Here is an 18,989-nt window from a genome sequence, read left to right on the forward strand (position 1 = left end):
GTGTTCTACCGGGAAATCCGGATGCTGTGCTGGTCAAGCCATTGGTTGATCTGCAGGACCGACTCCATGTCGGTCAGGTCGCGCCACGCCCGCTTGGGCTCGATCGGCGACTCCAGCAGCGCCCTGGCCCTGCCCGTGTCGATGAGCGGCAGGACGGGGGCGCCGGAGTCGTCGAGGAGCCGGCCGAGCTCCGACTTCAGCAGCGGCGCGTACCCCGGGTCGCGGCCGGTGGGGAACTGGCTGGGCCCCCGCTCCAGGACGGAGGCGGGCAGCAGGTCGGCGACGGCCGCCCTGAGCAGGCTCTTGGGCTTGCCGTCGAAGGTCTTCATCGCCCACGGCACGTTGAAGAGGTATTCGACGAGCTGGTGGTCGCAGAACGGCCAGCGCAGCTCCAGCCCGCCGGCCAGGCTGACGCCGTCGTCGAGCGCGCAGCCGAACTCCTGCCACCCCTGCAGGTGCAGGTAGTAGATCTCGCGCATGCGCCGCTCGTCCTGGTCCTCCCCCTCCAAGTACGGCATGCCGGCCAGGTCCTCGCGGTACCGGTCGGCGCAGTAGCCGGGCACGTCGAGCTCCTTGAGCAGGTCGGGCGCGAACAGCCCGGTGCCGAGCCCGTCGGGCGGCAGGTGGTGGGCGGTGGCGGCGACCCACGGGTAGGTCTGGGCGGCGACGACCTCGGGCCGGTCCATGCCCATGAAGGAGGCGAAGACGGTGTCGGCCTGCTCGCCGGCCAGCACGACGCTGACCTTCTCGCTGACGCGCCTGGCCAGCGCCCGCAGGGACGCGGGGAACTGGGGCGCGGCGACCGGCAGGTCCTGCTGGGCGGCGACCGCGGTGCGCCGCAGCACCGGGTCGGTGACGGCGACGCCGTCCAGTTCGACGAACTCGTGCTCGGAGCCGATGTGCGCGGCCACCTCGCGGGCGTAGGGCGCGTCCTCACCGGCCCGCATCGGCCCGGGGCCGCCGGCGGCGCCGCCGGGGTAGCCGACGGTGAACGTGCGCAGCGGCCGGTCGCCCCGCTCGGCCCCCCGATCGGCCAAGGTCTTGGCGGCGATCGCGGCGACCGTGCTGGAGTCGAGGCCGCCCGACAGGAGCACGCCCACGGGGACGTCGGCGTCGAGTTGCTGGGCAACCGAGTGTTCGAGCAGCTCGCGGATGCGGGCCACGGTGGTCTCGTGGTCGTCGGTGTGCGGCCTGGCCGCCAGTCGCCAGTAGAGGTGTTCGTGGACGCCGGAGCGGCTGACGGTGACGACCTCGCCGGGCCGTACGCGCCGCATGCCCTTGACCGGGCTGCGGCCGACGCTGCTGGTGAAGGCGAGCAACTCGCGCAGGCCGTCGAGGTCGGCCACCCGCTCGACGAGCGGGTGGGCGAGCACGCCCTTCGGCTCCGAGGCGAAGACGACGCCGGAGACGGTCGGGTAGTAGAACATCGGCTTGACGCCCATGCGGTCGCGGACCAGCAGCAGCCGCTCGCGGCTGTTGTCCCAGATCGCGAAGGCGAACATGCCGTCCAGGTGCTCGGGGCAGCGCTCGCCCCACTCCAGGTAGGCGTGCAGCAGCACCTCGGTGTCACTGCGGGTGGTGAACGTGTGGCCGAGCGCCTTCAGCTCGGCCCGTAGCGCGTTGTGGTTGTAGATCTCGCCGTCGAAGGCGAGGACGGCGCCGCCGTGCGCCATGGGCTGGGCGCCGCCGCCCAGGTCGAGCGCGGCTCTGCGCCGGTGGCCGAGCACGGCGCGCGAGGAGGCCCACAGGCCCTCGCCGTCCGAGCCGCGCCACGCGAGCGCGCCGAGCTGCGCCAGCACGATGTTGCGGTCCAATGCGAGATCACGGTGGAAATCCACCCATCCTGCGATGCCGGCCATCCGCCAGTTCCTCCGCGCGATTCGGGGACGCTTGCCCCGGTATGGTGGCAACCCGGTTTCGGCGCGGCCTGTAGCCGTGATCCAGACGGGAGCCAGCCCGCTTGGTCCAGGCGGTGGTAGTGCTGACACCACCCCGGGATCTCTCGTCGCCACCCGGGTCTTTCGCGCCCGATCTCGGTTGACTGGGACCCATGACAGAGACCGCCACCGTGACGACGGACGCCGTACGCCTGATCGACCTCTCCCGCGTCTACGGCGAGGCACCGAACGAGGTCGCCGCGCTGCGCGGGGTCAGCACCACCTTCCCCGCCCGCTCCTTCACCGCGATCATGGGCCCGTCGGGCTCCGGCAAGTCCACGCTGCTGCAGTGCACCGCCGGGCTCGACCAGCCGACCGGCGGGAAGGTGCTCATCGGCGGCGCCGACCTGGGCGAGCTCAACGAGCGCCAGCGCACCGAGCTGCGCCGTGACCGCCTGGGCTTCGTCTTCCAGTCCTTCAACCTCATCGCCTCGCTGACCGCCGCCCAGAACGTGGCGCTCCCGATCCGCCTGTCGGGCCGCCGCCCGCCGCGCGCGTGGATCCGCGAGGTGCTCACGCTGGTCGGCCTCGGCGAGCGCATGGGACACCGCCCGGCGGAACTGTCCGGCGGGCAGCAGCAGCGCGTGGCCATCGCCCGCGCCATCGCCGCACAGCCCGAAGTGATCTTCGCCGACGAGCCCACCGGCGCCCTCGACAGCAAGTCCGGCCGCGAGGTGCTGGCGCTGCTGCGCCGCCTGGTCGACGAGCGCGGCGACACCGTGGTGATGGTGACGCACGACCCGTTCGCCGCCTCCCACGCCGACCGCGTGCTCTTCCTGTCCGACGGCCTGCTGGTGGATGAGCTGCGTCAGCCCAGCTCCCGCACGGTTGCCGCCCGCCTGGCCGAACTGGAGGCGGCGTGACCACCATCTCCGCCCTCCCCGCGCGGCGGGGCGTACGCACCCGCACGCTGCTGTCGGTCGCCTGGCGCACGCTGCGCAGCCGCGTCTCCGGTTTCGCGGGCGCGGTGATCGCGCTCGCCCTGGGCGTCGCCTTCGCGGGCGGCGCGACCTCGATGCTGGCCTCCGGCTCCGCCCTCCCGCCCGAGACCCCCGAGGCGGTACGGCGGGCCGTGTCGGAATCCGGCGCGCTGCTGGTCATGCTGGCCGTGATCGGCGCCTTCGTCACCGTCTTCGTGGTGGCCGGGACCTTCGCCTTCATCGTCGCCCAGCGGCGCAAGGAACTGGCCGTGCTGCGCACCGTCGGCGCCGCGCCCCAGCAGGTGCGGTGGATGGTGCTGGCCGAGTCGACGTTCGCCGCGATCCTGGCCTCCACGCTGGGCGTGCTGCTGGCCGGGCCGCTCATGGCCGCGATGGCGGCGCTGCTGCGCTCGCAGGAGCTCCTGCCCGCCGCCTTCACCCCGAGCCTGTCGCCGGGCGCGCTGGCCGGCTGCTTCGCCGCCGGGGTGCTCGTGGGCCTGGTCGCCACGGTGGCCGCCGCCCGCCGGGCCGCCGCCGTCCGCCCCGTCGAGGCGCTGCGCGCCGCGGCCCTGGCCGACCAGCCGATCGGCAAGGGCCGCTGGCTGGGCGGGCTGGCCGCGCTGGCGGCCGGCGGCGGCATGCTGGCCCTGGTGCCGGTGGCGCCGCCGGACGGGCGGATGCCGCTGACCATGTTCGTCTCGATGCCGCTGGTGATCGGCTTCGCGCTGCTGTCACCGGTCTTCGCCTCCTGGACCAGCGCGCTGGTGGCCGCGCCGCTGGCCCGCTGGACCGCCGCCACCGGCGAGCTGGCCAGGGAGAACGTGCGGATGGCGGCCCGGCGCACCGCGGCCACCGCCGCGCCGGTGCTCATCACGGTCGGGCTGGCCGGGTCGCTGCTCGGCGGCACCACGCTGCTCGGCGAGGCGATGGCCGCAGACGCCAGGCAGGTGTGGCGCTCCGACCTGGTCGTGTCCGGCGCCGGGAGCGCCGAGGCGGCCCGGTGGCTGGGTGGGCGGGCCGGGGTGGGCGCGGCCGTACCGGTGACGTCGGGACAGGTGGAGGTGCACGCCAACCGCACCACCCGCACGGTGCCCGCGCAGGGCGTGGACCCGGCCGGGATCGGCGAGGTCATGAACCTCACCAAGGTCGAGGGCAGCCTGGAGGCGCTGCGCGAGGGCGCGGTGGCCGCCGACCGACGGCAGGCCGCGGCGCTCGGGTGGCGGCTCGGCGAAAAGGTGGAGCTGGGGCTCATGGGCGGGATGAAGGCCACGCCGCGGCTGGCCGCGCTCTACGAGGGGTCCCCGCTGGGCGGCGGGCTGCTCGTGCCGACCGGCCTGCTGCAGGGCGAGAACGCGGGCTGGAGCGCCGTGCACGTGTCCGCCGACCGGCCCGCGGCGATCCGCGCCGAGTTGGAGAAGCGCTGGCCCAAGCTGAAGGTGTTCGACACCGTGGAGATCATGACCATGGTGAGCGGGGCCCGGCAGGAGGGCATGCGCATCGGGGCCATCGCGCTGGCCGGGTTCGCCGTTGCGTACACGCTGATCGCGGTGGCCAACACCTCGGCGCTGTCGTTCGGGGCGCGGCGCGGGGAGTTCGCGCGGCTGCTGTTCCTGGGCGCGCGGCGGGCGCAGGTGCTGCGGATGGCGCTGTGGGAGGCGTTGTGCGTGGCCGCCACGGGCGTGCTGCTCGGCGGCGCGGTCACCGTGGTGGCGGTGCTGGGGCTGCGCGGCGTGCTGGGCGGGCTCGGGCTTGAGGTGCCCACCGCGTTCCCGTGGGCCGAGGCGGGGCTGGTGGCGCTGGCCTGCGCGCTGGTCGTGGTCGTGTCCGCGCTGGTGCCCACGGCGCTGCTGCTGCGCCGCCGTACCTCCGTGGCCGAGGCGGCCGCCTAGCGGCCGCTTAGCGGGCGCCCTCGCGCAGGTACCGGAGCACCGCCGCGACCCGGCGGTGCTCCTCGTCGCTCGGCTCCAGCAGCAACTTGGCGAAGATGTTGCCCACGTGCTTGAGCACCGCCGCCTCGGTGACCACGAGCTCGCGGGCGATCGCGCTGTTGGAGCGGCCCTCGGCCATCAGCGCGAGCACCTCGCGCTCGCGCGGCGTGAGGCGCTCCAGGCCGGGGTCCTGGCGGTTCTCCAGTAGGCGCACCACCACGGTCGGGTCGATGGCGGTGCCGCCCGCGGCCACCCGGGTGACGGCGTCGAGGAAGTCCTCGATCTCGCCCACCCGGTTCTTCAGCAGGTAGCCGACGCCCCTCCCGGAACCCGACTCCAGCAGCTCCATCGCGTACGAGCGCTCGACATACTGCGACAACACCAGCACCGCCACCTTCGGGTGCTCGGTGCGGATGCGCAGGGCCGCGCGCAGCCCCTCGTCGCGGAACCCGGGCGGCATCCGCACGTCCACGACCGCGACGTCCGGCAGGTGCCGGTCGACGGCGGCCAGTAACGACGGCGCGTCGCCGACGGAGGCCACGACCCGGTGGCCGAAGCGCTCCAGGATGTGGCGCAGCCCCTCGCGCAGCAGCACCGCGTCGTCCGCGATCACGACGTCCACGTAACCTCCACCCGCAGGGTCGTTCCCCCGCCTTCGGGGCTGGACAGGCTGACCGTGCCGCCCACCGCCGCCACCCGGTCGGCCAGCCCGACCAGCCCGGTGCCCGCGGCGGTGTCGGCGCCGCCGACGCCGTCGTCGCTCACCTGCAGCACGATGCGGCCGGGCGCGTCGCGCAGCAGCAGCTCGGCGCCGCTCGCGCCGCTGTGCTTGGCGAGGTTGGTGAGCGCCTCGCAGCCCGCGAAGTACAGGGCCGACTCCACCGACTCGGGCGGGCGTCCGTGCGAGGTCTCCACGCGTACGGTCACCGGCACCGGACACCGCTCCGCCGCCTCGGCCAGCGCCCCTTCGAGCCCGCGGTCGGTGAGGATGGGCGGATGGATGCCGCGTACGAGGTCCTGGAGCTCGGCCAGCGTCTCCCCCGCCTCGCGGTGGGCCCGCTCGACCAGCTTCCTGGCCTCGGGGTCAGCCCCTGCCAGCTCCATCTTGACCAGTCCGAGCGTCATCATCAGCCCGGTGAGCCGCTGCTGGGTGCCGTCGTGCAGGTCGCGTTCGAGGCGGCGGCGCTCGCTGTCGAAGGCGTCGGCGAGCCGGGCCCGCGAGCGGTCCACCTCGATGAGCCGCAGCTCCAGCTCCTCCTCCGGCGGCTGCGTGAGCAGCGTACGGGCCAGCCCGGCCTCGGCCGCCGCGACGGCGGTCACCAGGTAGGCGGCCAGGACGAGCAGCACCAGCCCGGCCAGCGAGGCCCCCCACGCGAGCGCCGGGTCGGAGGTGACCTTCTGCCAGGACGGGTTGGCCGACGGTGAGAACGGCAGCAGGCGCCAGAACGGGGCCAGCAGCGGGCCACCGGCCAGCAGCGCGAGCACCAGCAGGGCGACGGCGTTGAGCGGGCCGAGCAGGCAGAGCAGCAGCCCGTGCCCGGCCTCGCGCCACGTGGCCGCCTCACGCAGCAGCGGCCTGCCACGATGGCGGCCGCTGTGGGGATCAGGCGCCGGACGGCCGTCGACCAGGCGCAGCCTGGCCCGCTCGACCCGGCCGAGCGTCTCGGCCCAGCGCGGCAGCAGGCGCAGCAGCGGCACGCCGACGACGATGGGGACGGTCACCACGCCGACCACGAGCAGCACGACGGTCCCGGCCAGCCAGACGATCGCGACGAGGAAGCCGCCGAGCAGGTAGGCGACCGAGCGCCAGGGCCGGGAGCTGAGCGGCACCCGCGCCGGCGCGCTGACCAGCCCTTCCCACGGCCCGCCCTCGATCCCCACGATCCTCATCCTAATGAGGGAATTGAGCCTGGTTAGTGGCCCGCGCCAGGCCGGATGGAGGCTCATTGCCGATCTCTCCGGCGCTTCCTAGGCTGCGGGACATGACGCTGACCGGGTACTCCCTGCCGCTGTCCCCGTCCGGAAGCTCCTCCTCCCTCACCTCGCCGCCCTGGTACTTCTCCGGCGAGGTGGTGATGGTCGACTACCGCATCGACCCGGCCGCCGCCGCCCGCTTCCTGCCACCGGAGCTCGAACTCGGGCCCGACCCGGGGGCCGCGGCCGCGGTGTTCGCCGAGTGGCAGTGGTGCTCGGAGTCGGGCGCGGAGCTGGAGGACCCGGCGGGCAGCCGGTTCTCGGAGTTTCTGATCCTGCTGGGCTGCTCGTTCGGCGGGTCGCCGATGGCGCGCTGCCCGTATGCGTGGGTGGACCAGGCGGTGCCGCTGATGCGCGGCTGGGTCCAGGGCATGCCGAAGCAGTTCGGGTCGGTGCACCTGACCAGGCCGGTCCAGGTGGGCCGGGCGGGGCCGCGCATGGCCGCCGGCGGACGCTTCAGCGCCAGCCTCGCGGTGCGCGACCGGCGGGTGGCCGAGGTGGCGGTGACGCTCGCCGAGCCCGCCGAGCCGCCGCACCTGCACACGGTGCCGCTGGTGCACAACCGGCACTTCCCGGCCTGGGTGCCGGGCGAGAAGCCGCTGTACCAGCTCGTCGCCTCGTCGGTGCGGGATGTGGAGTTCGGGCCGGTGTGGCGCGGCTCTGGCGCGTTCCGGCTGCTGCCCGGCGCGGACGAGGACCTCGCCTCGCTGGCGCCGGTCGAGGTCGGCGCCGGATACGCCTTCAGCTACGCCGAGACGCTGGTGAGCGGCCGCCGGCTGGGCTGAGCGCACGCACAGGGCCGCCGGCTGGGCTGAGCGCACACGCGGGCCCCGGGACGGAACACCGTCCCGGGGCTTCTCCATGCTCAAGGTCAGAAGAACACCACCGTGCCCGCGTGCACCCGGCGGCGGAACGTCCACCACATCCACGCCTGCATCGCCGCCAGCACCGGGACCAGGATGACGAGGAAGCCGCTCAGCACGCTCAGCGTCGCCGGGTCCGCGGTGACGTCCGACAGGCCGCCGGCCAGGCGCAGGCTCGCCAGCACCGCCGGTACGGCCGCCGCGAACGAGGTCAGCGCGACGGCACTGCCGTACCGGGACTTGGCGAGGGCGGCGGGGGCGGCCCAGAGCGCGGCGGCGGCGAGCAGCCCGAGCAGGACGACCGGCACGGTCGTGGCGATCCCGCCGGGGCCGGGCACGGCGAGCTGGGCGAGGGAGGCGAGCGCGAGCAGCCCGGCGGCGGGGCGCGACAGGCGGGTGGCCGTGGCGGTGGCGCGGGCGGCGAGGTCGGCGGGCAGGCGGGCGGCCAGGAAGACGGCGCCGTGCGTGGTGAACAGCAGCACCATCACCACGGCCCACACCGCGGCGTTGATCCCGGCCACGAGCCAGCGGTCGGTCAGCGGCGGCGGGCCGGTCAGCAGCGTGCCCACGAGCAGCCCCCAGAAGACGGCGAACACGCCGCTGGATCCGCCCAGCATCGCGTCCCATCCGGCGCGCCAGCGCGGCGACGGGCGGCGGCTGCGGAACCAGATCGCCGCGTCGCGCACCACCCAGATGAGCAGCCCGGCCACGATGAGCAGGTAGAGGCCGCCGAGCAGGTGGTCCTTCATCAGCGGGAAGGCGCCGGCGAGCACGCCGCCGACGGCCACCAGCCACACCTCGTTGCCCAGGAAGAAGGGGCCGATGGAGGTGAGGACGGCCCGCCGCTCGTACTCGCCGCCGCCGAGGCGGCGCAGCAGCAGCCCGGCGCCGATGTCGAACCCGTCCACGACGAAGTATCCGGCGAACAGCAGGCCCAGCAGGATCGGCCAGAGAAGGTCCATGGTCTGCTCCTTCAGAAGCTGTGGGCAGAGGCGGGCTTGGCCACCTGGTCGAGAGTGGAGCCGAACAGCTCGTCGTCCGGGCCCTTCCGGACGAAGCGCGCGATCAGCACGTAGTCCACGACCGCCAGCGTGCCGAGCACCAACGTGAACCCGACGAAGGAGATCAACACGACGGCGGCCGGGAGATCGGAGACGGCCTTGTCGGTGGTCAGCAGGCCGTAGACGGTCCACGGCTGACGGCCCACCTCCCGCACCAGCCAGCCGGAGATCACCGCGACGAACGGCAGCGGCACCATGATCAGGAGCACGTAGAGCGGGAAGCGCAGCCGTACCACCCAGTTGCGGAACAGCAGGATGAGGCAGACGAGCAGGATGAGCGCCATGATGAAGGCGCTGTTCATCATGATCTGGTACGGCACGCCGATCCACCCTGGCGGCGCCCAGTCACCGGGCCCGAACTGCTGCTCCATGGCCTGTTGCGCCGCCACCAGCCGTTCCGGCTCGCCGTACATCTGGGCGAGTTTGGCCGGTTGGGTCTTCTCGATCACGACCTCCTGCAGGAAGCCCCAGTGGATGATCGAGAACGCGCCGATCGGGGCGGCGATCAGTCCCCAGCGCATCGACCGGCGGAAGACCTCCACCTCCTGCGTGCGCTTGATGAAGTGGTAGGCGCTGATCCCGGCCACGAACAGCCCGCCGGCCAGCACGGCCGCGGAGATCACGTGCAGCAGCGTGTCGATGAGGTTGCTGTTGGCCAGAAGGGCGCCGAAGTCGGTGAGGTAGGCCTGGTCGCCGCGCATCTCGTAGCCCACCGGGTGCTGCAGGAACGCGTTCGCGACCATGATCCAGAAGGCCGAGGCGTAGGCGGTGAGCGCCACCAGCCAGATCAGCGTCAAATGGACGCCCTTGCGGATCCGGTCCCAGCCGAAGATCCACATGCCGAGGAAGGTGGCCTCGGCGACGAACGCGATGAGCGTCTCCAGGGCCAGCGGCACGCCGAAGACGTTGCCCGTCACCTTCGACAGGCCGCTCCAGTTCAGCCCGAACTGGAACTCCATCACCAGGCCCGTGACGATGCCGACCGCGTAGTTGACGACGTAGATCTTGCCCCAGAACTTCGTCATGCGGCGGTAGACCGGGTTCCCGGTGATCGTGTAGGCGGTCTGCATGCCCGCCACGAACAGCACCAGCCCCAGCGTCAGCGTGACGAAGAGGAAGTGGATCGAGGTCGTCGTCGCGAACTGCAGCCTCGACAACAGCAGGTTGTCCATGGTTCACCAGCCTGTCAGTCCAGGTCGGAAGGGGGCGTCCGCCGCAGGGAGGCTTCTGCGCCTACCCCGGCGGACGCAGTGGGCGTGGCCGTCTACTCCCCCGGCTGTAGGCGGCTGTTGACCAGATCGATGAACTCGCTCGGCAGCTTCACACCGCCGACCTCGTCGTCGCCGAGCTTGACGCCGAACTCGCGCTCGACGCGCACGGTCATCTCCAGTACGGCCAGCGAGTCGTAGTCGAGGTCGGCGAAAGGCGTGTCGAGGATGTCGCCGTCCAGGTCGACGGCCTCTCCCTCACCCGCGGCCTCCCTCATGATGCGCCGCAGGTCGTCCAGGGTGAACACGGTCATGGTCGCTCCCTTTCTTCGTTGGGGTGGGCAGTTTGAGCAGAAGGGTGGCCAGCAGCCCGACGCCCGCGCAGACGGCGGCGGCGAGCAGGACCAGCGTGAGCGCCGAGCCGTAGCCGCCGGTGACCGCGGTGCGCAGCGCCTCGGGCAGCGCGCTGACCGTCTCCGGGTCGCCGGCGGCGGTCACGGCCCGGGTGAGCTGGTCCTCCGGCACGCGGGCGGCCAGTTCGGCCCCCAGCCGCGCCTGGAAGGCGCCGCTGAGCGCGGCCAGGCCGAGCGTGCCGCCGAGCTGTCGGCTGAGCGACTGCAGCCCGATCGCCGAGCCGAGGTCCCGGCGGGGCGCGTGGTTCATGACGGCCACGGAGTAGACCTGGAAGATCAGCGCCAGCCCGACGCCGAACACGAGCGCGCCGGCCAGCATCGCCGGCCCCTCCGCCACCGCCAGCGCGACCAGCCCGCCGGTCAGCAGCACGCCGCCGAGCACGGCGAACAGCTGGGGCCGTCCGGCGCGGGCCATGAACGAGCTGAGGCCCAGGGAGACGATCAGCGACCCGGCGGTGAGCGGCATGAGCGCCAGCCCGGCGCCGGTCGCCGACTCGCCGCGGGCCACCATGAGCAGCGGCAGGAAGGTGACCGCCGCGAACATCGTGAGACCGGTGACGAAGCCCTGGACGTTCGCGACGACCAGCACCGGGTCGCGGAAGAGCCGCAGCGGGATGATCGGCTGCTCGGCCCGCCGTTCGACCCGCAGCCAGGCGATCACCAGCACGATCGCGGCCGCGCCGAGACCGACGACGACCGGCGAGCCCCACGCGTAGGCGACACCGGCCCAGCTGCTGACCAGCACCAGGCAGGTGCAGACGCCGCCGAGCAGCGCCGCGCCCAGGTAGTCGATGCGCACCCGCGCCTCGGGCCTGGGCAGCAGCCGGGTCCTGGCGATGAGCGCGACCGAGATCAGCGCCACCGGCACGGTCAGCCAGAACGTCCAGCGCCAGTTGATCCAGTCGGTGATGAGGCCGCCCAAGAACGGGCTGATCGCCGCCGAGGCGTTGAGCGTGGTGGCGAACCAGATCTGGTAGCGCATGCGCTGCTCGGGGGTGAGCAGCTCGGCGTAGATGGCCATGGCCGAGACCATGAGGCCGCCCGCGCCGACGCCCTGGACGATGCGGAACAACACCAGCTGCGGCATCGACTGGGCCAGCGCGCACAGCACCGACCCGGCGGTCAGCAGGGCCAGCGCCAGGATGAAGACCTGCTTGCGGCCGAGGACGTCGCTGAGCTTGCCGTACAGCGGGGTGGTGACGGTGGAGGCGAGCACCGCGCCGGTGGTGACCCAGGCGAACAGGTCCAGCCGCCCGAACTCGCCCACGATCGCGGGCATCGCGGTCGCGGTGATGTTGAGGTCCACCATCGCCAGGAACTGCGCCAGCGCCACGGCGACCAGCGGCAGCGCCACGCCCTGGCGGCGGGTCCCGGCGTTCACCATGGCCGCTCCTCTTCCTCCGCGCGTTCCTCCTCCGGCGCGGGGAACCAGATCCAGAACACTCCGGCCTTGGCGATCTGCTCCAGCAGGTGCATGACCACTCCTCTCACCGCGTCGCCCGGCACAGGACGCGCGCCAGCGCGTCCGGCAGTTCCTCGGGCGAGCCGCCGCGCCAGGCCACGATGCCGTCCGGCCGCACCAGTACCGCCCCGTCCCGCTCCACGCCGTAGCGCGCGGCGAACTCCGGCGCCCGCACGACGTGCACCTCGAGATCCGGTACGGCCGCGCGCCAGCGTTCACCTGCGGACCCGGTCAGCAGGCACGCCTCCCGCCCGACCAGGTCGAGCGTCGAGCGGCCGTCGCCCAGTTGGACATGCGGCGCCCGGGTCCCGGGCTCGCCCGCCGGCTCGGCGTACTCGCCCTCGCCGTAGCGGAAGCCCAGCGTGAGCGTCAGGTCGTCGAGCAGCCCCGCGTCGGCGGCCGGGCGGCCGAAGCCGGTTCCCGAGGTGACCCTGCGCAGGCACTGCTCGACGGTGAACTCCGCCACCGGGGCGCGCTCGGCCTCGTAGGTGTCGAGCAGCTCGGGCCCCGCCTTGCCGCGCAGCACGTGGGCGAGCTTCCAGGCCAGGTTGTGCGCGTCCTGGATGCCGGTGCTGGCGCCGAAGCCGCCGACCGGTGGCATCACGTGGACCGCGTCCCCGGCGAGGAACACGCGGCCTTCGCCGTACCGGGTGGCCGACAGTGCCGACAGCTCCCACGACTGGGTGTCGAGGATGCGCACCGGCAGACCCGGCGCCCCGATCGCCGCCCTGACGAGCTGGACGCAGCGCGGCCACGGGTAGTCGGCCGAGCTCTGGCCCTTGGCCGGGTCGTACTGGATGTAGAGCGTTCCCTGCGTGAGTGTGTCGTCGTGGACGAGCAGCCCCTCGACGGTGTCGTTGACCACCTGGCAGATGGCGAAGCGGCGTTCGCCCAGGTACTCGCGCAGGTCGGCCTTGAACACGATGCTGAGCTGGCGCAGCAGCGCGGGCGTGCCCTTGAGCTCGATGCCGAGGCGCTGCCTGACGCGGCTGCGCACCCCGTCCGCGCCGATCAGGTACCGGGCCCTGATCCGCTCCGCCGAGCCGTCGCCGCGGCTGCGCACGGTCGCGGTGACGCCGTCGCCGTCCTGCTCGAAGGCCGACAGCTCGACGCCGAAGTCGACCCGCGCGCCCAGCTCCACCGCGTGCTGGCGCAGCAGCGGCTCCAGCCGGTCCTGGCTGCACAGCGCCCAGGGCGACGGGCTGAGCCGGTCGAGGTCGGTGGCGGTGGGCAGATCGGCGCGGAACATCTCCTTGCCGGTCAGGCTCTCCACGCGGGCCCGCATCGTGTGCCCGGCGAAGCCCTTGCTGGCCTCCAGTACGGCCGGCTCCAGGCCGACCTGGCGCAGCAGTTCGACCGCGCGCGGGTTGAAGCCGCGCGCCCTCGGATGGATGGACAGGTCGGCGCGGCGCTCCACCACCCGGCAGGAGACGCCGTGCCAGGCCAGGAAGGCGGCGGCCGACAGGCCGACCACGCCGCCGCCGACGATCAGAACCTCGGTCTCGCTCATGGCTTGCGGGCGGTGATGAGCGTGTTGTGCGTACCGAGCTCGGCCTCGGTCAGCCCGGTGAACCCGGCCTTCTCCAGCCAGGAGCGGCAGTCGGCCCGCGTGTACTCGGAGCCGTGCGGCGTGACCATGAGCATGTTGAGGCTGGTCAGCAGCGCTCCCGCGGGGCCCTGGCGGTCGTCGTCGATCATCGGGTCGCAGATCAGCAGCACGCCCCCGGACGGCAGCGCGGAGTAGGCGGCGGCCACGAGCTGCTCGCGCTCGCTCACCCCCCAGTCGTGCAGCACATGGCTCATGACCAGCGCCTGCGCGCCTGGCATCGGGTCCTCGAAGAAGTTGCCCGGGTGGAAGGTGATCTTCCCGGAGAGCCCGAGCTGGGTCATGTGCTCGTGGAAGACCGGCTCGACGCCGGGCAGGTCCATGACGCCCGCCTCGATGTGCGGGTGGCCGCGCAGGATCGCCGCGGCCAGGTTGCCGCGCGCCCCGCCCACGTCGACCACCGAGGTGACCGTGGACCAGTCGAACGCCTCGGCCAGCACTGGGCCGATCATGCCGTTGAGGTAGTCCATGCCGGCGGTGAAGTTCCGCCAGGCGGCCGTGGTGCGGTACTGCTCGGTGAACATCTGCGCGCCGGAGCCCCACCGGTTCTGCGGCTCGCCGGTGCGCAGGGCGTCGATGAGCTGGTTCCAGCGGGCGTCGGCCGCGTTCAGGAAGGCGCCCACGTAGGAGGCGCGGTCGGAGTTGAGGTAGTGCTCGGCCAGCGGGGTGTTGTGGTAGATCTCCCCTTCGCGGCTGAGCACGCCGAGCGCGACGAGCGTGTCGAAGAAGTCGCGGGCGCCGCGTGGATGCAGCTCCAGGCGTTTGGCCAGTTCGTCGGACGAGGCGGGCGCGCCGGACAGGGTGGTGAAGACGCCGAGCTCGGCCGCCGTCAGCACCGTCTTGCGGCTGAAGTAGGCCGTGCCCAGGCGCCACAGCGGCTCTGCGCTGACGGCGGGCGCGGTCATCTCGCTGGTCATACGGGACCTCCATCGGTGGTGAGCTGGAAGGACGGGTTTGCGGGGCCCGGTCGCAACCGGGCGGCGATGCGGGTGCGGGCCAGCGCGAGCGCGGCCGCGACGAGAAGGGGCAGGATCGTGAGCGCGAGGAAGTAGCCGGGCCCGGGGCCCTGCGCGGCCTGCGGTCCGGCGCCGCCGGGCATGGCCAGCCGCGCCAGCTGCCCGCCGACGACGGCGCCGACCGCCCCGGCCAGCCACCACAGCCCCATGAGCTGGCTGGTGGCCCCGGCCGGCGCGACCATGGCGGTCACCCCGAGCCCGACCGTGCCGATGATCAGCTCGGCGATCGACAGCGTCAGGTAGACCACGACCAGCCACAGCGGCGACGCCGCCGGGCTCTGCGCGGCGAAGACCATGAGCAGGAAGCTGCCGGCCGCGATCACCAGCCCGGCCGCAAGCTTCACCGGTACGGCCAGCCGCCCCGCCGGCCCGCCCCACACCCGCGCCAGCACCGGCGCGGCCAGCAGCACGAACAGCGGGTGCAGCGACTGGAACCAGCTCGCCGGCACCAGGAACCCGCCCACCTGCCGGTCGGTCGAGACGGCGGCGAAGTGGTTGAGCACCGAGTTGCTCTGGCTGACCAGCAGGAACAGCACGGCCGTGGTGAGGAAGACCCAGGCGTAGGCGCGCAGCCGTACCCGCTCGTCCGCCGACGCCCGTTTGAGGATCATCTGTGAGTACGGCAGCGGCGCGACGAGCACCAGCAGGCCCACCACGGCCACGAGCACCTCAACCCGCAGCACCCCTTGGACGGCGGCGGCGATCAGCCCCGCCGCCACGACGGCCACCACCACGGCGCTCCAGAGCCGCAGCCGCCGCAGGGTGGCCGGATCGGCGGGCTGTCCGGGCTCGCGCCCGAGTTCGCCGAAGTGCCTGCGGCCCCGGGCGAAGACGGCGATGCCGACGCCCATCCCGATCGCGGCCGTGCCGAAGCCGAGATGCCAGTCGACGGTCTCGCCCACGAAGCCGGTGATCAGCGGCGCGAGCAGCGCGCCGACCTGGATGCTGACGAAGAAGACGGAGAACGCCGCCTCCCGCTCGGCCGCCTGGCCGGGCGGATAGAAGGAGCCGAGCAGCGCGGAAAGGTTGGGTTTGAGCAGGCCGGTACCGGCCGCGATCAGCGTGATGCCGAGGTAGAACGTCGCCTCGGCCGGGACCACCAGCGTGACGTGGCCGCAGGCGATGAGGATCGCGCCGTACAGGACCGCGCGCTGCGGCCCGAAGACCCGGTCGCCCAGCCAGCCGCCCGGCACCGAGGCGACGAACGTGGCCGAGATGTAGAGCCCGACCAGGGCGCCCGCACTGCCGGGAGGCATGCCGAGCCCGTCGGAACTGGTCGCGTAGAGGAAAAGGATGGCCATCATCCCGAAGAAGCTGAATCGCTCCCACAGGTCGGTCATGAACAGCGTGCTGAACCAGCGCGGCTGTCGCCAGGGAAGCAGCGATGGCGCCATGGGCATCCACTCCCGTCGCTCGGGGGCCGGTCCGTCGGCAGCGATGCTGGCACCCGGATCTTGTGCCGGGTTTGTGTCTCCTTGGTGCCCGAGTCGTCTCCAGCGCCGCTCAACGTCCGCACGACGGCCGCCCGGTATGGCTGGGGGATGCGCAGATTCCCCTTCGTCCCCCGCTGCCCCGGCGAGCCGGCGCCCGAGTTCGAGCAGCTCAGGCGGGAGGAGCCGGTGAGCAAGGTGACCTTCCCGACCGGCGACACCGCCTGGCTGGTCACCACCTACGAGGACAACAAGACCGTGATGGGCGACCAGCGCTTCAGCCGGGCCCACACCACCCGGCCGGGCGCGCCCCGCCTGCAGCCGATCCCGCCGGACCCGAACTCGATGTTCAGCATGGATCCGCCCGAGCACACGCGGCTGCGCCGGCTGGTCTCACCGGCCTTCAACAACCGCAGGACCGCCGCGCTGCGCCCCGTCATCGAGCGCGAGGTGGACCTGCTCGTCGCCGCGCTGAAGGAGGCCGGCCCGCCCGCCGACCTGGTCTCGCTGTTCGCCAGGCGGCTGCCGATCACCGTCATCTGCGAGCTGCTCGGCGTGCCCGCCGCCGACCGCGACACCATCGCGGGCTTCGTGGACGTCCTGCTCAGCCTCACCCAGTACCCGCCCGAGCAGGTCGCGGCCACCCGGGCCGAGCTCAAGCGGTACCTGGCCGGGCTGATCGCCGACCGGCGCGCCGACCCGCGCGACGACCTGGTCAGCGAGCTGATCGCCATGCGCGACTCCGGTGACCGGCTCAGCGAGGACGAACTGGTCATGCTCGGCGCCACCGTGCTGACCGGCGGCTTCCTCAGCACCGCCAGCGAGATCGCGCTGTCGTTCCTGTGCCTGTTCCGTCACCCCGCCGAGCTGGAACGGCTGCGCGCCGACCCCGGCCTGCTGCCGTCCGCCGTGGACGAGCTGCTGCGCTACAACGCCCTCACCACCGGCGGCGGCCTCCTGCGGATCGCAACCGAGGACGTGAAGCTGGGCAACGTGACCATCGCCGCCGGCGAGGCCGTGCTGCCCGCGATCTCCTCGGCCAACCGGGACCCGGGCGTCTTCCACGACCCGGACGTGTTCGACGTCGGCCGCGAGGACAACCCGCACCTCACCTTCGGCCACGGCATGCACTACTGCCTGGGGGCGCGGCTGGCCCGGCTGGAACTGGAGATCGCGCTGGCCGGGATGTTGCGCGGCCTGCCCGAGGTACGGCTGGCCGTACCGGTGGAGGAGCTTCGCCCGCAGGGCGGGCACCTCATCCGCGGCCTGCCCGAGCTGCCCGTGACCTGGTGAGGTTCCTCAGAGCCTTCTGCGGGGCGTGACCAGGCCGGACTCGAAGGCGATCACCACGAGCTGCGCCCGGTCACGCGCGCTCAGCTTGATCATGGCCCGGCTGACGTGGGTCTTGGCGGTGGCCGGGCTGACCACCATGCGCTCGGCGATCTCCTTGTTGGACAGGCCCGCGGCGACCAGCGCGACCACCTCACGCTCGCGGTCGGTCAGCACGTCCAGCTCGGGCGTCGGGCGGTCCTCGGTCGACTTGGCGGCGTACTCGTCGATCAGGCGCCTGGTCACGCCGGGGGTGAGCAGCGCCTCGCCCCCGGCCACCACCCGGATCGCCTGCAGCAGCATGGCCGGCTCGGTGTCCTTGACCAGGAAGCCGCTGGCCCCGGCGCGCAGGCTCTTGAAGACGTACTCGTCCAGCTCGAAGGTGGTCAGGATGACCACGCGCACCCCGTCCAGGCGGGGGTTCTCGGCGATGCGGCGGGTGGCCTCGATGCCGTCCATCTCCGGCATGCGCACGTCCATGAGGACGATGTCGGGTCTTAACGTGGCGGCCAGTTCCAGCGCGCGACGGCCGTCGCTGGCCTCGCCGACGACCTCGATGTCGGGTTCGAAGTGCAGCAGCGCCCGCAGGCCCGCCCTGATCAGCGGCTGGTCGTCGGCCAGCACCACCCGGATCACGCCGCCAGCCCCCTCACCGGCAGCCGGGCCGCCACCAGGAAGCCGCCGCCGGGCGCGGGACCGGCGTCGAAGGCGCCGTTCAGCGACGCCGCGCGCTCGCGCATGCCCACCAGTCCGTTCCCCTCCCCCGGCGTGCCGCCCACGCCGTCGTCGCGTACCTCCACCAGCAGCTCGCCGCCCGAGCAGCGCACCGACACCTCGGCGCGGGCCGCCCCGGCATGTTTGATGATATTGGTCAGAGCTTCCTGAACAATCCGGTAAACCGCTAGATCGACGGTTTTCGGGAGTGCGGGGCAGTCGGCGGGCAACGTGAGATCCACTTCGACGCCGCCGGATCTTGCCCGCCGTACCAGCTCGGGAAGGCGGTCCATGCCCGGTGCGGGCGCGAGCGGCTCCTCACCCTCGTCCACGTCGCGCAGCACCCCGAGCGCGCCCCGCAGCTCCACCAGGACCTCCTTGCTCACCCGGCGGATGTCGCCGAGCGCCCGGCGAGCCTGCTCAGGATCGCGGTCGATGAGGTGCTCGGAGACGCCCGCCTGCAGGTTGATCACCGAGATGCTGTGGGCCAGCAGGTCGTGCAGTTCGCGGGCGATGCGCAGGCGCTCCTCGGTCACCCGCCGCCTGGCCTCCTCCTCGCGGGCGCGCTCGGCCTGGGCGACCCGCTCGCGCTCGGCGATCAGCTGCTCGCGGCGGTTGCGCGACATCTCGCCCAGGATGAGGATCGCGACCAGCCAGGTCACGAACCACACCGTCCCCTGCACACCCGGCGGGCGGGTGCCGAACCAGCCCAGCATCAGCGTGCCCACCAGCCAGACCAGCGCGCCCGCTCCTCCAAGCCTGCGGTAGCCGGCGCTCATCACGGTGAACAACGCGATCGACGGCGGGATCGTCGACGCTCCCCCGGGGAAGTCGAGACCCTGGTATACCAGTGCACCGGCGACAACGGCCGCCACTGCCATCGCGGGCGCCCTCTGCAGGAGCAGCAGCGGCAGCGACATCGCCGTCAGCAGCAGAAAGCCCAGCCACAGCGGCAGCGGGCCGGGCGGCGACTCCCGCGCGATGAAGGCGGTCCCCACGATCGTGACCGCGATGACCGCCACCACCTGCGCGACGTCCATCGGGATTCGGCGGATCATACGCAACACTGTAGGCGCTAACCAACGCCACTCGACTGAGCCTGGAAGTCCGCACCAACGGGCTTTGGCA

16 protein-coding genes are annotated in these 18,989 nt (G+C 72.8%); 4 read left to right on the forward strand and 12 right to left on the reverse strand.

The annotated features are described in order from the left end of the window. Positions 1–5: 5 nt before the first annotated feature. The gene (gene asnB, locus ACIBHY_RS33125) at positions 6–1,859 is read right to left on the reverse strand and encodes an asparagine synthase (glutamine-hydrolyzing) (protein ID WP_397248336.1); all 1,854 of its coding nucleotides are present in this window, start codon (positions 1,857–1,859) and stop codon (positions 6–8) included. A 191-nt stretch (positions 1,860–2,050) separates the two neighbouring features. Between asnB and ACIBHY_RS33130 the strand changes: the two genes are divergently transcribed. Next, positions 2,051–2,800, forward strand: a complete 750-nt coding sequence (locus tag ACIBHY_RS33130) for an ABC transporter ATP-binding protein (RefSeq protein WP_379618196.1) — start codon at positions 2,051–2,053, stop codon at positions 2,798–2,800. Then, positions 2,797–4,746, forward strand: coding sequence for an FtsX-like permease family protein (locus ACIBHY_RS33135; protein ID WP_397308754.1), 1,950 nt, complete (start codon positions 2,797–2,799; stop codon positions 4,744–4,746). Before ACIBHY_RS33130 ends, ACIBHY_RS33135 begins: the two co-directional genes overlap by 4 nt. A gap of 7 nt (positions 4,747–4,753) precedes the next feature. Here ACIBHY_RS33135 and ACIBHY_RS33140 read toward each other — a convergent pair whose 3' ends face one another. Together ACIBHY_RS33140 and ACIBHY_RS33145 are read right to left on the reverse strand one after the other, a co-directional pair. Beyond that, complete coding sequence (locus ACIBHY_RS33140; RefSeq protein WP_397248332.1) at positions 4,754–5,407, reverse strand: response regulator; 654 nt, start codon at positions 5,405–5,407, stop codon at positions 4,754–4,756. Further along, entirely contained in the window at positions 5,395–6,675 is a 1,281-nt protein-coding gene (locus ACIBHY_RS33145) for a sensor domain-containing protein (protein WP_397248330.1), read from the reverse strand. Before ACIBHY_RS33145 ends, ACIBHY_RS33140 begins: the two co-directional genes overlap by 13 nt. Positions 6,676–6,767: 92 nt before the next feature. On the opposite strand from ACIBHY_RS33145, the gene mppR reads away from it, so the two are divergent. Further along, a complete protein-coding gene (mppR, locus tag ACIBHY_RS33150) occupies positions 6,768–7,544 on the forward strand; it encodes an enduracididine biosynthesis enzyme MppR (protein ID WP_397308755.1) in 777 nt (258 codons plus the stop codon). 86 nt (positions 7,545–7,630) lie between these two features. On the opposite strand, the gene ACIBHY_RS33155 is transcribed toward mppR, so the two are convergent. The 7 genes from ACIBHY_RS33155 to ACIBHY_RS33185 form a co-directional block, all read right to left on the reverse strand. Next, positions 7,631–8,584 carry a cytochrome d ubiquinol oxidase subunit II gene (locus tag ACIBHY_RS33155; protein WP_397308756.1) on the reverse strand — a complete coding sequence of 318 codons (954 nt, stop codon included), beginning with the start codon at positions 8,582–8,584 and terminating at the stop codon, positions 7,631–7,633. A gap of 11 nt (positions 8,585–8,595) precedes the next feature. Beyond that, on the reverse strand, positions 8,596–9,855 hold the full coding sequence (locus ACIBHY_RS33160; RefSeq protein WP_397308757.1) for a cytochrome ubiquinol oxidase subunit I: 1,260 nt from the start codon (positions 9,853–9,855) through the stop codon (positions 8,596–8,598). 92 nt (positions 9,856–9,947) lie between these two features. Further along, a complete protein-coding gene (locus ACIBHY_RS33165; RefSeq protein WP_379618182.1) occupies positions 9,948–10,205 on the reverse strand; it encodes an acyl carrier protein in 258 nt (85 codons plus the stop codon). Further along, positions 10,150–11,688 (reverse strand): MFS transporter, encoded by a 1,539-nt coding sequence (locus ACIBHY_RS33170; protein ID WP_397248322.1) that lies wholly within the window; start codon positions 11,686–11,688, stop codon positions 10,150–10,152. Before ACIBHY_RS33170 ends, ACIBHY_RS33165 begins: the two co-directional genes overlap by 56 nt. A gap of 103 nt (positions 11,689–11,791) precedes the next feature. Next, positions 11,792–13,276 carry an FAD-dependent monooxygenase gene (locus ACIBHY_RS33175; RefSeq protein ID WP_397248320.1) on the reverse strand — a complete coding sequence of 495 codons (1,485 nt, stop codon included), beginning with the start codon at positions 13,274–13,276 and terminating at the stop codon, positions 11,792–11,794. Then, on the reverse strand, positions 13,273–14,289 hold the full coding sequence (locus ACIBHY_RS33180; RefSeq protein WP_397248318.1) for a methyltransferase: 1,017 nt from the start codon (positions 14,287–14,289) through the stop codon (positions 13,273–13,275). Before ACIBHY_RS33180 ends, ACIBHY_RS33175 begins: the two co-directional genes overlap by 4 nt. After that, positions 14,286–15,782, reverse strand: a complete 1,497-nt coding sequence (locus tag ACIBHY_RS33185) for a peptide MFS transporter (protein ID WP_397308758.1) — start codon at positions 15,780–15,782, stop codon at positions 14,286–14,288. Before ACIBHY_RS33185 ends, ACIBHY_RS33180 begins: the two co-directional genes overlap by 4 nt. Positions 15,783–15,929: 147 nt before the next feature. Between ACIBHY_RS33185 and ACIBHY_RS33190 the strand changes: the two genes are divergently transcribed. Further along, positions 15,930–17,111: a cytochrome P450 gene (locus tag ACIBHY_RS33190; RefSeq protein ID WP_397248314.1), complete on the forward strand. Its 1,182-nt coding sequence runs from the start codon at positions 15,930–15,932 to the stop codon at positions 17,109–17,111. 6 nt (positions 17,112–17,117) lie between these two features. Here ACIBHY_RS33190 and ACIBHY_RS33195 read toward each other — a convergent pair whose 3' ends face one another. Both ACIBHY_RS33195 and ACIBHY_RS33200 read right to left on the reverse strand, forming a co-directional pair. After that, positions 17,118–17,783, reverse strand: coding sequence for a response regulator transcription factor (locus ACIBHY_RS33195; protein ID WP_379635699.1), 666 nt, complete (start codon positions 17,781–17,783; stop codon positions 17,118–17,120). Beyond that, positions 17,780–18,919, reverse strand: coding sequence for a sensor histidine kinase (locus tag ACIBHY_RS33200; RefSeq protein ID WP_397248312.1), 1,140 nt, complete (start codon positions 18,917–18,919; stop codon positions 17,780–17,782). The genes ACIBHY_RS33195 and ACIBHY_RS33200 overlap by 4 nt, the downstream gene beginning before the upstream one ends. Positions 18,920–18,989: the final 70 nt, after the last annotated feature.

Origin of the sequence: Nonomuraea sp. NPDC050547 (assembly GCF_044457345.1) — a bacterium.
GTDB lineage: Bacteria > Actinomycetota > Actinomycetes > Streptosporangiales > Streptosporangiaceae > Nonomuraea.

Coding starts and splice junctions, on each gene's coding strand:
- asnB (WP_397248336.1), bottom strand. CDS start 1,859: ATGGCCGGCATCGCAGGATGGGTGGATTTCCACCGTGATCTCGCATTG.
- ACIBHY_RS33130 (WP_379618196.1), top strand. CDS start 2,051: ATGACAGAGACCGCCACCGTGACGACGGACGCCGTACGCCTGATCGAC.
- ACIBHY_RS33145 (WP_397248330.1), bottom strand. CDS start 6,675: ATGAGGATCGTGGGGATCGAGGGCGGGCCGTGGGAAGGGCTGGTCAGC.
- mppR (WP_397308755.1), top strand. CDS start 6,768: ATGACGCTGACCGGGTACTCCCTGCCGCTGTCCCCGTCCGGAAGCTCC.
- ACIBHY_RS33155 (WP_397308756.1), bottom strand. CDS start 8,584: ATGGACCTTCTCTGGCCGATCCTGCTGGGCCTGCTGTTCGCCGGATAC.
- ACIBHY_RS33160 (WP_397308757.1), bottom strand. CDS start 9,855: ATGGACAACCTGCTGTTGTCGAGGCTGCAGTTCGCGACGACGACCTCG.
- ACIBHY_RS33165 (WP_379618182.1), bottom strand. CDS start 10,205: ATGACCGTGTTCACCCTGGACGACCTGCGGCGCATCATGAGGGAGGCC.
- ACIBHY_RS33170 (WP_397248322.1), bottom strand. CDS start 11,688: ATGGTGAACGCCGGGACCCGCCGCCAGGGCGTGGCGCTGCCGCTGGTC.
- ACIBHY_RS33175 (WP_397248320.1), bottom strand. CDS start 13,276: ATGAGCGAGACCGAGGTTCTGATCGTCGGCGGCGGCGTGGTCGGCCTG.
- ACIBHY_RS33180 (WP_397248318.1), bottom strand. CDS start 14,289: ATGACCAGCGAGATGACCGCGCCCGCCGTCAGCGCAGAGCCGCTGTGG.
- ACIBHY_RS33185 (WP_397308758.1), bottom strand. CDS start 15,782: ATGGCGCCATCGCTGCTTCCCTGGCGACAGCCGCGCTGGTTCAGCACG.
- ACIBHY_RS33190 (WP_397248314.1), top strand. CDS start 15,930: ATGCGCAGATTCCCCTTCGTCCCCCGCTGCCCCGGCGAGCCGGCGCCC.
- ACIBHY_RS33200 (WP_397248312.1), bottom strand. CDS start 18,919: ATGATCCGCCGAATCCCGATGGACGTCGCGCAGGTGGTGGCGGTCATC.